12 protein-coding genes are annotated in these 12,647 nt (G+C 61.3%); 2 read left to right on the top strand and 10 right to left on the bottom strand.

Translation table 11 applies throughout. The features are described from left to right. Positions 1-19: 19 nt before the first annotated feature. From KDW95_RS14895 to KDW95_RS14850, 10 genes are all read right to left on the bottom strand, one after another. The gene (locus KDW95_RS14895; protein ID WP_255852607.1) at positions 20-1,960 is read right to left on the bottom strand and encodes a putative bifunctional diguanylate cyclase/phosphodiesterase; all 1,941 of its coding nucleotides are present in this window, start codon (positions 1,958-1,960) and stop codon (positions 20-22) included. Positions 1,961-2,008: 48 nt separating this feature from the next. Beyond that, complete coding sequence (locus KDW95_RS14890; RefSeq protein ID WP_255852606.1) at positions 2,009-2,512, bottom strand: hypothetical protein; 504 nt, start codon at positions 2,510-2,512, stop codon at positions 2,009-2,011. 321 nt (positions 2,513-2,833) lie between these two features. Then, positions 2,834-4,105 (bottom strand): dihydroorotase, encoded by a 1,272-nt coding sequence (locus tag KDW95_RS14885; protein ID WP_255852605.1) that lies wholly within the window; start codon positions 4,103-4,105, stop codon positions 2,834-2,836. A gap of 20 nt (positions 4,106-4,125) precedes the next feature. Then, a complete protein-coding gene (locus KDW95_RS14880; RefSeq protein WP_255852604.1) occupies positions 4,126-5,130 on the bottom strand; it encodes an aspartate carbamoyltransferase catalytic subunit in 1,005 nt (334 codons plus the stop codon). Between the two features lie 14 nt (positions 5,131-5,144). Then, positions 5,145-5,654, bottom strand: coding sequence for a bifunctional pyr operon transcriptional regulator/uracil phosphoribosyltransferase PyrR (gene pyrR, locus KDW95_RS14875; RefSeq protein ID WP_255852603.1), 510 nt, complete (start codon positions 5,652-5,654; stop codon positions 5,145-5,147). Continuing rightward, complete coding sequence (gene ruvX / locus KDW95_RS14870) at positions 5,635-6,111, bottom strand: Holliday junction resolvase RuvX (RefSeq protein WP_255852602.1); 477 nt, start codon at positions 6,109-6,111, stop codon at positions 5,635-5,637. Before ruvX ends, pyrR begins: the two co-directional genes overlap by 20 nt. Positions 6,112-6,284: 173 nt before the next feature. Next, positions 6,285-6,854: a YqgE/AlgH family protein gene (locus KDW95_RS14865; protein WP_255852601.1), complete on the bottom strand. Its 570-nt coding sequence runs from the start codon at positions 6,852-6,854 to the stop codon at positions 6,285-6,287. 32 nt (positions 6,855-6,886) lie between these two features. After that, a complete protein-coding gene (locus tag KDW95_RS14860; RefSeq protein ID WP_255852600.1) occupies positions 6,887-7,864 on the bottom strand; it encodes an energy transducer TonB in 978 nt (325 codons plus the stop codon). 8 nt (positions 7,865-7,872) lie between these two features. Next, positions 7,873-8,823 carry a glutathione synthase gene (gene gshB, locus KDW95_RS14855; RefSeq protein ID WP_255852599.1) on the bottom strand — a complete coding sequence of 317 codons (951 nt, stop codon included), beginning with the start codon at positions 8,821-8,823 and terminating at the stop codon, positions 7,873-7,875. A gap of 103 nt (positions 8,824-8,926) precedes the next feature. Beyond that, positions 8,927-9,661, bottom strand: coding sequence for a 16S rRNA (uracil(1498)-N(3))-methyltransferase (locus KDW95_RS14850; RefSeq protein WP_255852598.1), 735 nt, complete (start codon positions 9,659-9,661; stop codon positions 8,927-8,929). Between the two features lie 354 nt (positions 9,662-10,015). Here KDW95_RS14850 and KDW95_RS14845 point away from each other — a divergent pair, with 354 nt between their 5' ends. Next, entirely contained in the window at positions 10,016-11,572 is a 1,557-nt protein-coding gene (locus KDW95_RS14845) for an ABC transporter ATP-binding protein (RefSeq protein ID WP_255852597.1), read from the top strand. Then, entirely contained in the window at positions 11,559-12,644 is a 1,086-nt protein-coding gene (locus KDW95_RS14840) for an ABC transporter permease (RefSeq protein WP_255852596.1), read from the top strand. The genes KDW95_RS14845 and KDW95_RS14840 overlap by 14 nt, the downstream gene beginning before the upstream one ends. Positions 12,645-12,647 lie beyond the last annotated feature (3 nt).

Genomic DNA, 12,647 nt, shown 5'->3' with positions numbered 1-12,647 from the left:
CGGCGTTGACGGGGCACAGCTATCCCAGGTTTGGAACGCTCAGCGACTTGAGGTCGGCCTTGAAAAGCTTTTCAAGCTCTAGTGCCGAAACGGGGTGGGAGAACAGATACCCCTGACCGTAATCGCATCCCATGGTGTCGAGTATCGACAGCTGACTGCTTGTCTCAATGCCCTCTGCAATCACCATAATACCCAGTTTGTGGGCCATGACGATAACGGCTTCGCAGATGGCGAAATCGCTGGACCCCTTTTGCAGGTTTCCTACAAAGGACTTGTCAATCTTGAGGTAGTCGATATCGAACTTTTTCAAATAGGACATCGATGAGTAGCCGGTGCCGAAGTCGTCCAGTGACACCTCGATCCCCAGCTCGTGCATGGCAATCAGCCGTTCGGCAAAGCCGGCATCCATCAGCAGACTTTCGGTGATTTCGATGGCAAGGGCGCTGCCGGGTAGCCCCACGGACTTGAGACTGCGTTGCCAGTGTTGCAGACTGCTGGCGTCGGCGCGCAGCTGTAGCGGCGAGGTGTTTATGCTCAGCTGAAAGTCGGGCTGGTAACGTTGCCGCCATTGCTGCGTCTGGCGGGCGGCTTCGTGGAAAACCCAGTTGCCAATGTCGACGATCAGGCCCGTTTCCTCGGCGACCGGAATAAACTCCATGGGGCTGATAGCGCCCCGCACAGGGTGATTCCAGCGGATCAGGGCCTCGGCCTTCTGTACGCGGCCGCTGGAAAACTCAATGATGGGCTGGTAAACCAGCTGGAACTCGTTTTGGGCCAGGGCGTTGCGAAGATCATTGGTCAGGTGCATCTTGGCCTGGGCCATCTCCTGCATGGAGGCCGTGAAGTAATGAAAGCGGTTGCGGCCCTGTTCCTTGGCGACGTACATGGCCTGGTCCGCATTCTTGAGCAGGGTGTTCACGTCGGCGGCATCATCGGGATAGAAGGTAATGCCGATACTGGCCGAGACAAAGCCCTCTCTGCCTTTTAATTCAAAGGGGTCGCTGAGTGCTTTTAGAATCGCCTGGCTGACGCCTGCGGCATGCTCGGTGCCTTCGAGGTCGTTAAGAACTATGGTGAACTCGTCGCCACCCAGGCGCGCCACGGTGTCGGATTCGCGCACACAGCCGGCCAGTCGCCGTGCCGCTTCCTGTAGCAGCAGGTCGCCGACTTCATGCCCCAGGGTGTCATTGATGTCCTTGAAATTGTCCAGGTCGAGAAACAGCAACGCCAGCCGATCCTTGCTACGGTGGGCTTTTCGGATTTCCTGCTCCAGTCGATCCTGGAACAGGCGCCGGTTGGGCAGGTTTGTCAGGGGATCGAAGTTGGCCAGGTTACTCAGCTGGGCGCGACTGGCCTGAAGCTGCTTGATCTGGCGAATGACAATGAAGAAGAACAGCAGTGTAAGCAGCAGCTGAAACACGATCAGCCCGGTGCTGATGGCGATCTGGCGCTGTATTTCTGTCGCCCGGCGTTCGGCATGGAGGCCCGACTGGTGCACCGAGGCCAGTGAAAGGTCATTCAGGCTTGTCTGCAGGTTGTCCAGCTGGTGCAGGATAGACTGCATGCTGGCCGGATCCAGTGGCGGATGATCACCCTGGATGAAATAGGGGTCATTTGTGAGCAGGAAGTCATCAACCCGCTGGAGGACTGACTTGTAACCGGTGTCCTTGAGCAACTCATGTGTGGCCGGGTTGCTTCTGACGGTGTCGACACGGCTATAAAAAATATCATAGCGCAGACGCAAGGTGTCCATATCAATGGCCGGCTCCAGTGCCGCCGTAGAGATGGCATTATTGAAACGCAATGCCTCGGATTGCAGCTGGAAAATGTTCCACGAGACATTGCTCTCGCTGTACTGGACAGTGCCACTGAGCAACCGGCTGTGATGGAATTGCAGATAGAGCACACCGCTAAACACCAGCAACAGGGTGATGCTGATCACGGTAAGCCAGTATGTCATGCTCTTGTTGGAATCCATGCGCGGTCGTCGAGTCGGCTCCGGTGAGGGTTAGTCGATATGGATCGCCTTAAGCTGCCATATTGAGCGGTCGTAGTATACTTGGGATTGAGTTTCACTATCACTATCAAAGGGATAGAGCACAAAGAGTGGTCCCTTCTCACGTACCGTCATGAACTTGTCGTCCTTGTGGGTCGCCACGATCAGGTTGAAGCGGGTGCTGTTGTCCATGGGGATACTGACCTTGTAGTCGTTCAGGGCGATGGCGGTCAGGGTCTCGCCAGTGGCGCCAACCTTGGTCAGAATATCGCGCATCAATGGGCCGGAAAACTTGTGGGGCTGCGGGAACCAGGGGGTCGAGGTGACAAAACTGTACTGCGGCAGCTGCTCAAGCATGGCCATATCAAATACATAGCCGTTTTCACTGTTGGTCTGGCTGATGGAGCCACTCAGGGTGAGTACCGGCTTGCCGCCGGGGGCGTCATCGGCATGGACTTGCAGTGCAGCGAAAACCAGCAGGCTGAGTGAAAGCATCAATCGACACAGAGGTTTCATGTCATTAGTCCTTCTTGCTGATAGTGAGGTGGGTGCGCTCTGTCCTGGCAGGCGGGAACCGCACGAGAAATGCCATGGTCCGCATATGCAGACTTCGGGAGAGTAACGCACTGTTGGGAAGGGTTGTGGATCCGCACGGTATAAAACCGGCTTGAACGCCTGTGGCCATGATCATCCCTGAGTTTGGCAGCTGCTTAAGCCTAGAACATTAAAGGGGGAAATCAATCAAACAGGCCGCCTGCCGGGCTCGTACAGGGGATGCCAATGACCTGGGGCATCACCTGCTCAGCCCGGCGCCGTCCATAGGGAGTTGGCAGCCTGTTAGAGCTGAAACACAACCTTGCCGCCCAGCAGGGTATGGGTGACCCGGCCGCCCAGTTCGGTGCCGATAAAGGGGCTGTTGGCGCCGCCGGAGCGGGTCTTGTCCGCCGAGGGTGTCCAGCGTGCCGCCGGATTGAAAATACAGATATCCGCCGCCGCACCATTGTTGAGAGTGCCGGCCTGAATGCCAAGAATGCGGGCGGGTTCGCAGCTGAGCATGGCAATGAGCCGGGGCAGATCCAGCACGTCCTGTTCGACCAGCATCAGGCTTAGCGACAGCAAGGTCTCGAGCCCGGCAATACCGGGCTCCGTGGCGGCAAAAGGCGCCTGCTTGGCAATGGGGTCATGGGGCTGGTGGTCTGAACAGATCGCCTGGATACCGCCGGCGAGCAACGCCTGGCGCAGGCCGGCACGATCCAGCTGGCTGCGCAGTGGCGGAATGACATGGAAGTTGCTGTCAAAGCCATTCACATTACTGTCGCTTAACAGCAGGTGATGGATGGCGATATCGGCGCTGACGTTGAGGCCGCGCTCACGCGCCTCCATGATCATGCGGGCCGAGCGCTCGCAGGATATCTGGCCGAAGTGCGCCCGGGCGCCGGTCTGCTCGACCAGCATCAGGCAGCGGGCGACTTCCACGGTTTCGGCGGCTTCCGGAATGCCGGCCAGACCCAGCCGGGTACTGGTCGTGTCGTCGTGCATGCAGCCGCCGGACAGTTCCGCATCCTGGGCCTGGAACAGCACCAGCAGGTCATGGGTGGCGGCGTACTCCAGGCAGCGCATCAGTACCAGGCTGCTGCGAATGGGGCGGCGGCTGTTGGTAAAGGCAATACAGCCGGAGCTGGCCAGCGCATGCATCGGTGACAACTGCTCGCCCGCCAGGCCCTGGGTCAGGGCGCCCATGGGCAGCACACGGGCCTTGCCAGTGGCGCGGGCCTTGTCCTGGATCAGCTGTGCCACCGCCGGAGTATCGACAATGGGGCTGGTGGTCGGCATCGCGACCAGGGTGGTGATGCCGCCGGCTGCGGCGGCATGGCTTTCCTGGGCGATGCTGCCCTTGTGGGTGGCGCCGGGCTCGCGCAGGTGGGCGCAAAGGTCCACGAGGCCCGGGCAGACGACCTGGCCGCTGGCGTCCAGCGTGCTGTCCGGCACAAAGCCTTCGGGGGCATCGCCATGGGCGATGATAAGGCCGTTGCTGATATAGAGGTCGCAGACCTGGTCCAGTGACTGGCTCGGGTCGATCACACGGCCACCGGCTATCTTGATGTTCATCGAGTGAGTTCCTGTTGCGGTCAGTTGGCGGACGGGTGCTGCAGCTGTTTTTCGACCACCTGGCCGCTCATGGCCATGGACATGACGGCCATGCGCACGGCAATGCCGTTGGTGACCTGGTCGAGGATCAGGGAGCGGGGGCCGTCGGCGATGGCGGATTCTATTTCGACGCCGCGGTTGATCGGACCGGGGTGCATGACAACGGCCTCGGGATGGGCATAGGCCAGCTTTTCGGTGGTCATGCCGTAGAGCTTGTAGAACTCGGATTCACTGGGCAGCAGCGCGCTGGTCATGCGTTCCTTCTGCAGGCGCAGCATCATAATGACATCGACATCCTTCAGGCCCTCACGCATATCGGTAAACACCTTCACGCCCATGGCTTCGATATGGCGCGGCAACAGCGTTTTGGGGGCAATGACGCGAATCTCCCGGGCACCCAGGGTGCGCAGTGCATGAATCTGGGAGCGGGCCACGCGCGAATGCAGGATGTCGCCGACGATGGCGAAGGTCAGAGGCTCGAAACTGCCCTTGTGACGGCGGATGGTGAGCATGTCCAGCATGGCCTGGGTGGGGTGGGCGTGACGGCCATCGCCCGCATTGATGACGGCCACATGGGGGGTCACCTGGCTGGCGATAAAGTGGGCCGCGCCGCTGTCGGCATGCCGCACCACGAACATGTCCGAATGCATGGCTTCGAGCGTCATCAGGGTGTCTTTCAGGGTTTCACCCTTGGAGGTGGACGAGGTGCTGATGTTGAGGTTCAGCACGTCGGCGGACAGGCGCTTGGCGGCCAGCTCGAAGGTGCTTAGAGTGCGCGTGCTGGCCTCGAAGAACAGGTTTACCACGGTGCGGCCGCGCAACAGGGGCATTTTCTTGATCTGCTTGGCACCCATGTCGACAAAGGAGTCCGCGGTGTCGAGAATCTCGGTCAGCAGCTCGCGGGACAGGCCCTCGGTGGTCAGGAAGTGGCGCAGTTGTCCGCTGCTGTTGAGCTGAATCCGGTTGGGATCGTTGTGTTCAAACATGGTATCGGCCCGCATCAGGTACGTTGACGAATGGTGAGTTCAAGCGGCTCGGGGCCGCTGAGCTTGACGACCTGGTTGGGGCCCAGCACCAGGGTGGCGCCCACAACGTCCGCCTGTACCGGCAGTTCGCGGCGCTGCAGGTCCAGCAGTGTCACCAGGGTGACCGATGCCGGACGGCCAAAGTCGAACAGCTCGTTGAGCGCGGCGCGCACGGTACGTCCGGACATGATGACGTCGTCCACCAGGATAATATGACGCCCATTGGTATCGCTTTGCAGCTGGGACGGCTGAACGCTGGGGTTGAGACCTTTCTGGGTGAAGTCGTCGCGGTAAAACGAGATATCCAATACGCCGATGGGCTCCTGCAGCGCGAGCTGCTGCTGCAGTCGTTCCGCCAGCCAGACGCCGCCGGTGCGGATGCCGACAATCAGCGGGTTCTCGATCTGGCGCTGCTCCAGGGTAGCTTTGAGCTGCTTGCCCATGCTGTCCAGCAGGGCGTCGACACTAAGATTGTCCGATGTCATAAAGGTCCTCCAGTCGTGAATGGCTGGGAATGCGTTGTTCGCTGGAAAACCAGCTTTCAAGAATCAGTTGAGCCGCAATGCCGTCCACCGATTCCTTTTTGTAGTTGGTACCGCCGCCGGCGGCGCGATGAATCGACTTGGCTTCGCGCGTGCTGAGGCGCTCATCCATCAAAAAGCTCGGCAGCTTGTAGCGCTCATGCAGGCGGTTGGCGAACTTGCGTGCCCGGCGGGCCATGTCGCTGATGCTGCCGTCCATGTTCAGCGGAATGCCGACCACCAGGGCATCGGGGGACCATTCCTGCACGATTTGATCGATCTGGTTCCAGTCGGGAATGCCATCCCGTGCACTGACCGGTGCAATGGCGGTGGCGGTGGCGGTCAGGGTCTGGCCCACGGCGACACCGATACGGCTGGTTCCAAAGTCAAAGGCTAATGCCTGCAGGCAGTCTGGGTTCATTCAATCCGCAATCTGTGTGTGCCCACTGGGGCGGTGAGAGGGCCCGGCGCGGCACGAGGGCGGCGGGGCTGGAATCGCGCACCATTATAGCCAAGTTGGCGCCACAACTTAACAGGCTGTCGGTGCGGGTCTGGCTGTGCGTCGTGGCAGGGTTCGGCGGGGGATTCAGGGGGTCAGGCGTGGCCGGCCTGGGCGGTCAGCAGGTCCAGATTGATACCCAGGGTGGCGGCGGCGGCGTGCAGGCGCTGTTCGGCAGGCAGCTTGAACAGTATGTCCAGGTTGGCGGGGCAGCTGAGCCAGGCGTTGTCGCTGATCTCGCGTTCCAGTTGTCCGGCGCCCCAGCCGGCATACCCCAGCGCGATCAGTGCATCGGTTGTACCGTTGCCGCTGGCGATATCCTCGAGGATGTCGATGGAGGTGGTCAGGCAGACATCATCCGTGACCTGGTAAGTGGCCAGCCAGGGGCTGTCCTGGGCGCGGTGCAGCACGAAGCCGCGTTCACCCTGAACCGGCCCGCCGCCGTATACCGGGCGGTTATCCACCACCTGCAGGCTGTCGGTGGTGTCCAGGTGCTTGAGCAGCGCATCCAGACGCAGGTCCAGCGGGCGGTTGATAACGATACCCATGGCGCCATATTCGCTGTGATCACAGATGTACGTCACGGTATGCTCGAAATGGGCATCGTGCATATGCGGCATCGAGATCAGGAAGTGGTCGCGCAGACTGCTGGGCTTGAATGACATCGGCATGCATCGCTTGGAGGTTCCCCTAAGGCTTAGTACAGCCGGGTCTGATTCTCAAACTTCCAAGTTCTAATTATTTCAAGTTGATCGGTGGTTTTGCGCATTTCCACCGGGAAAGCCTGAAACGGCGAGGCCAGCTGCACGATGCGCACGGCGGCATCGTCCAGTACCTTGTAGCCGGAGGATTGCAGCACTTCGATGGCCCTGACGTTGCCGTCCGGCAGGATGGAAACCAGCAGGCGCAGGCTGCCATAGATACCCTGGTTGCGGGCCTCGGTGGGGTAGTTGTCATTGCCGTAACGCTCGATTTCGCGGCGCCAGTTGTCCAGGTAGGCGGCATCGCTGCCCTTGAGCGTGGCGGCGGCGGTCAGGCGCCGTACCCGGGGTTTTTTGGCGAACTGTTCCTGCTGCAGGTCGAGCTGTGCCTGCAGACTGGCGATTTCCAGGCTGCGGGCCAGTAGCGACGTTGAAACGCCGGGCGTGGGCGGCGGGGCGGCGGACTTGGTCGCGGCCGGCTGGCTGCTCTGCTTGGGTTTGGCGGGGGCCGTGGTGGTAACCACTTTCTGGGGGCTGGGCGCGGCCTTCACCGGCTGGGGGGTGGCAACGTCAGGCCGAGGCGCAGGAGTCGGGGTGGGCTCGGGTGCCACCTCCGGTGTGGTGGGCACGGGCTGGCTTTGCTGACGGGCCTGTTGCTGCTGTTCGTTGCTGTGGAAGGGGGCATCTTCCAGCGTGGAGGGTGCGCGTTTGGTCTCGGCCGTACCGCTGCCCAGCTGGTTGGCCTGGGCAATAAAGTCGGCTTCCCTGGGGGCTTCGGGGGATTCGAAACGTGCCAGGGTGATGTCCAGTGTCTTGCGCGGCGGTTTGTATTCCACGCTCGAAAAGCTGATGCCCAGCAGCACGATGGCGTGGATCGTGATGGCAGCGAACAGGGTAAAGCCAAACCGGTCCATAACGCCCACCGCCGGCGCAGGGCCGGTGGTGGCGGGGATCGAAGTGGTGAGCCTGTTCAAGGTGCGCCTCAGGCCTTGAGCTTGCGCTCTATGGCATCCATCAGTTGCATGCCGATATCGAGGCCGAACTGGGAATCCAGTTCGCGGATGCAGGTGGGGCTGGTGACGTTGATTTCGGTCAGGTAGTCGCCAATGACGTCCAGACCGACAAACAGCAGACCCTGCTCGCGCAGCGCAGGACCGACCTGATCGCAGATCCAGCGATCTCGCTCGGTCAGCTCGCGGCCCTCGCCGGAACCCCCGGCGGCCAGGTTTCCGCGGGTTTCGCCCGCCATGGGGATGCGGGCCAGGGCGTAGGGTACAGGCTCACCGTCCACCATCAGGATGCGCTTGTCGCCCTGGGTGATTTCGGGAATGTACTTCTGCGCCATGATGGTTTCGGTGCCGTACTTTGTCAGCGTCTCGATGATCACACCGAGGTTGACGCCATCGGGCTGGATGCGAAAGATCTGGCTGCCGCCCATGCCATCCAGCGGCTTGAAAATGACATCGCCGTGCTCGGCGTGGAACTTGCGCAGCAGGTCATCGCGACGGGTGACCAGCACCGGCGGACAGCATTGCGGGAAATGGGTGGCAAACAGCTTTTCATTGAAGTCGCGCAGGCGCTGCGACGGGTTGACCACCAGGGTGCCCTGTTTCTCGGCCTGTTCCAGCAGGTAGGTGCTGTAGACAAACTCGTTGTTGAACGGCGGGTCCTTGCGCATCAGGATCACATCCAGATCCGCCAGCGGTGTGGTGGTATAGGTGCCACGGGTAAACCAGTTGTCCGGGTCCATGGCCACCTGCAGCGGCGCCATGTCGGCCAGAGCCTGGCCATCGCGGGAGTAGAGGTGCTGCTGTTCCATGTAGTACAGCTCCCAGCCTTTCTGCTGGGCGGCCCAGAGCATGGCCAGTGAGCTGTCTTTCTTGAAGTTGATGGACTCGATGGGGTCCATGACGATGCCAACCTTGATGGACATGCGCGGGTGCATCCTCTGTCAGTCTGTTGATAGGGCAAGTGTACCCATGGATGGAGGTGGCAGCCAGCGCCGCGATTGAATCAACTGGTGCTGGCAGGCCTGGTCAGTTGCCGGCCAGATCACCCCAGTGGCTTTGCAGAATCGCCTGGGCGACCACCGGAGCGGTTTCGGTGCGCAGTACCCGCGGTCCCAGGGCTACCGGCCGAAAGCCGCTCGCCATGGCGAGCTGAACTTCCGCCTCGGTCAGGCCACCCTCCGGGCCAATGAGCAAGGCAATGGAACCGGGACGCGGGAGATCGCCCAGGGGTGTCGCGCTGTGGTGATGCAGCACCAGCTTGAGATCCGCCTCGACGCTGCGTACCCAGTGATCCAGGGGCTCAGGTGCATCCAGCTGCGGCACAGTGCAACGCAGGCTTTGTTCACAGGCACTGATGGCCACCTGCTGCCAGTGACGCAGGCGCTTGTCCTGGCGCTCGCTGTTGAGTTTGACTTCGCAGCGTTCGGAGAACAGCGGTGTCATGCGCGCCATGCCGAGCTCCGTGGCCTTTTGCACGGCATAGTCCATGCGCTCGCCCCGCGACAGGCTCTGGCCAATGTGGATCTGCAGCGCGCTGTCCCGTTTGGGGGCTTCACCGCTGTCGATACGCACCTGCATGCTGCGCTTGTCGACTTCAAGCGCGGTGGCGTGAAACTCCTGGCCATCACCGTTAAACAGCAGAACCTGATCACCGGCGCGCATGCGCAGTGTGCGCGCCAGGTGCTGCACGTTGTTGTCGCCCAGCATCAGGCTGTCACCGGGGTTCATGGGCTGGGGTTCATAGCAGCGCGGAATACGCATCCGGCAGGGCTCCGTGGACATGGAAAACCGGCATTATGCCATAAGGTGTCACCGGTGCTGCCCACTTGTGAGCACGGGGCACTGTCTGGGTGCAGGCAAGGCGGTGCCGTGCTCTGGCAGTGCGGGCGAATTTTGGCCGGAAGTTGTGTTTGAAGTTGACTAAATAGTCAGAACGTAACAGGCTTTCATCCCGGTCAGGGCAGGCGGCACCCCTATAATAGGCCGGTGCAGGCATAGAGTGGCACGGCGGTTGCTGTACTCAGAGGGCGAGCAGCTGAGAGCTTGGGGCGCGGGGTCAGCGCATGGGCTATTCTCAGTGCGCGCCACCCGGTATTTCCATCATGGAAGGACGTTATGACGACAGCACAACCACAGCCCAGGCTGTCCCTGCGTAATATCAGCAAGCGCTTCCCCGGTGTATTGGCCAATGACCGGGTTTGCCTGGAGCTGTATCCGGGGGAGATTCACGCCATGCTGGGGGAAAACGGCGCCGGCAAAAGCACGCTGATGAAAATGATTTACGGCGTGATGCGGCCCGATGAGGGCACAATTTACTGGCAGGGCCTGCCTGTGGATATTGCCGATCCCGCCCAGGCACGGGCGATGGGGATTGGCATGGTGTTCCAGCACTTTGCGCTGTTCGAGACCCTGAGCGTGACTGAAAACATTGCCCTCAGTCTGCCGGCCCATGAAGCCCGCGATCTCAAGGCGCTGGGACGCCGCATACGGGAGGTATCCGAGCGTTACGGCATGGCGCTGGAGCCGGATCGGCTGGTGCACTCGCTGTCCATCGGCGCGCGCCAGCGCGTCGAGATCGTGCGCTGCCTGATCCAGGATATCCAGCTGCTGATACTGGATGAGCCCACCTCGGTGCTGACCCCCCAGGAAGTGGATGGGCTGTTCCAGACGCTGAACCAGCTGGCGGCAGAAGGCTGCTGCATTCTGTTTATCAGTCACAAGCTGAACGAGGTACGCGCGCTCTGTCACAACGCCACCATCCTGCGCGGTGGGCGGGTTACCGGCGAGTGCAAGCCGGCCGATGAAAGCGCCCAGAGCATAGCCCGCATGATGGTGGGGGAAGATACGCCGATCAGCACCACCTATGAAAAACGCGAGGGCGGCGAGGACTTTCTGGTCATCAATAAGCTGTCACTGGACAGCCCGGATCCGTTCGGTACCCGGCTGAAAAATATCAATCTGCGGGTGCGCAGGGGCGAGATCGTCGGTATTGCCGGTGTGGCTGGCAATGGTCAGGACGAGCTGCTGGCCGCACTCAGTGGCGAACGGCTGGCGGATGATGCCGGCCAGATCAGTGTGCCGGCCGGGCGTATCGCCCTGTTGCCGCCGTTGCAGCGGCGCAGGCAGGGGCTGGCCTTTGTGCCGGAGGAGCGCCTGGGACGTGGCGCCGTGCCGGACATGAGCCTGTCGGAAAATGGCCTGCTGACGGCCTTTGGCGCCGGCCTGGTGAAAAACGGCTTTGTCGACTGGGGCAGGACCCGGGCCTTTGCGCAGCGCATTGTCGAGGACTTCAGGGTCAAGTGCGCCGGCATCGGTGCCACGGCGCAAAGCCTTTCGGGCGGTAACCTGCAGAAATTTATTATCGGCCGCGAAATCCGCCAGAATCCCGCATTGCTGCTGGCGGCCCATCCCACCTGGGGGGTGGATATCGGTGCGGCAGTGGCGATCCACAAGGCGCTGATCGAGCTGCGCGATGCCGGCACGGCCATCCTGATCGTGTCTGAGGATATCGACGAGCTGTTTGAAATTTCCGATCGAATTTGCGCCATCTGCCATGGCGAGCTGTCGCCGCTCAAGGCGGTGCGTGACACCAGCATCGATGAGGTGGGTCAATGGATGGCGGGTCACTTTGACAGTGCTCCGGTAAAGGAGAGTGCCCATGTTCCGGGTTGAAAAACGACCGGTCGAGTCCCGCCTGATGGGGTACTTGTCCCCCGTGCTGGCGGCGGTACTGACACTGGTTTCGGGTGCGCTGCTGTTTTGGCTACTGGGGCAGAGCCCGCTGGTGGGGCTGCATGCATTCTTTATCCTGCCGCTCAGTGACCTCTATGGTCTGTCGGAACTGGGGGTCAAGGCGGCACCGATTCTGCTCTGCGCCATGGGGCTGGCGCTGTGCTATCGCGCCAAGGTGTGGAACATCGGCGCCGAGGGGCAGCTGCTGTTCGGTGCCCTGATCGGCAGCTGGGCGGCGCTGCAGTTTCTCGAAACAGAAGGCGCCTGGGTGCTGCCGCTGGTGTTGCTGGCCGGTGCGCTTGGCGGCATGTTCTGGGGGCTGTTGCCGGCGCTGCTGCGGACCCATTTCAATACCAACGAAATTCTCACCACCATCATGCTCAACTACATCGCCCTCAATGTGCTGCTGTATGGGGTACATGGGCCGCTGAAAGACCCGCAGGGATACAACTTTCCGGAGTCAGCGCTGTTTTCCGAGTCGACCCTGTTGCCAACCCTGCTGGAGGGTACACGGGTGCATATCGGCGTACTGTTCGCGCTGCTGGCGGTGGCGGTGGTCTGGGTGCTGCTCAGTCGCAGCTTTATTGGCTTTCAGATCCGCGTGCTGGGGCTGGATGCGCGGGCGGCCCACTATGCCGGCTTTCACGAGAAAAAACTGGTGATCTTTGTCCTGGTGCTGTGCGGTGGCCTGGCGGGGCTGGCCGGGGTACTGGAAGTGACCGGCCCCATTGGGCAGCTGGTGCCCCAGGTGTCTCCCGGTTACGGTTACGCGGCCATCATTGTCGCCTTCCTGGGACGCTTGCACCCGCTGGGTATACTGCTGGCCAGCCTGCTGATGGCGCTGGTCTACATGGGCGGTGAAATGGTGCAGATCGAACTGGGTCTGCCCCAGGCGCTGACCGGCCTCTTTCAGGGCATGCTGCTGCTCTATCTGCTGGCCTGCGACTTCCTGATTCACTACCGCATTCGTATGGGAGGCCGCATTACTGCACCGGCTTCCCGGGGAGCCTGACCG

This window comes from Marinobacterium rhizophilum, from assembly GCF_024397915.1.
Classification (GTDB): Bacteria; Pseudomonadota; Gammaproteobacteria; order Pseudomonadales; family Balneatricaceae; genus Marinobacterium_A; species Marinobacterium_A rhizophilum_A.
Note: the sequence above shows the minus strand (reverse complement) of the source record. Positions and strands in the feature narration are given on the sequence as shown.

Coding starts and splice junctions, on each gene's coding strand:
- KDW95_RS14880 (WP_255852604.1), bottom strand. CDS start 5,130: ATGTTTGAACACAACGATCCCAACCGGATTCAGCTCAACAGCAGCGGA.
- KDW95_RS14840 (WP_255852596.1), top strand. CDS start 11,559: ATGTTCCGGGTTGAAAAACGACCGGTCGAGTCCCGCCTGATGGGGTAC.
- gshB (WP_255852599.1), bottom strand. CDS start 8,823: ATGTCCATCAAGGTTGGCATCGTCATGGACCCCATCGAGTCCATCAAC.
- ruvX (WP_255852602.1), bottom strand. CDS start 6,111: ATGAACCCAGACTGCCTGCAGGCATTAGCCTTTGACTTTGGAACCAGC.
- KDW95_RS14895 (WP_255852607.1), bottom strand. CDS start 1,960: ATGACATACTGGCTTACCGTGATCAGCATCACCCTGTTGCTGGTGTTT.
- KDW95_RS14865 (WP_255852601.1), bottom strand. CDS start 6,854: ATGTCATTCAAGCCCAGCAGTCTGCGCGACCACTTCCTGATCTCGATG.
- KDW95_RS14850 (WP_255852598.1), bottom strand. CDS start 9,661: ATGCGTATTCCGCGCTGCTATGAACCCCAGCCCATGAACCCCGGTGAC.
- KDW95_RS14890 (WP_255852606.1), bottom strand. CDS start 2,512: ATGAAACCTCTGTGTCGATTGATGCTTTCACTCAGCCTGCTGGTTTTC.
- KDW95_RS14845 (WP_255852597.1), top strand. CDS start 10,016: ATGACGACAGCACAACCACAGCCCAGGCTGTCCCTGCGTAATATCAGC.
- pyrR (WP_255852603.1), bottom strand. CDS start 5,654: ATGACATCGGACAATCTTAGTGTCGACGCCCTGCTGGACAGCATGGGC.
- KDW95_RS14885 (WP_255852605.1), bottom strand. CDS start 4,105: ATGAACATCAAGATAGCCGGTGGCCGTGTGATCGACCCGAGCCAGTCA.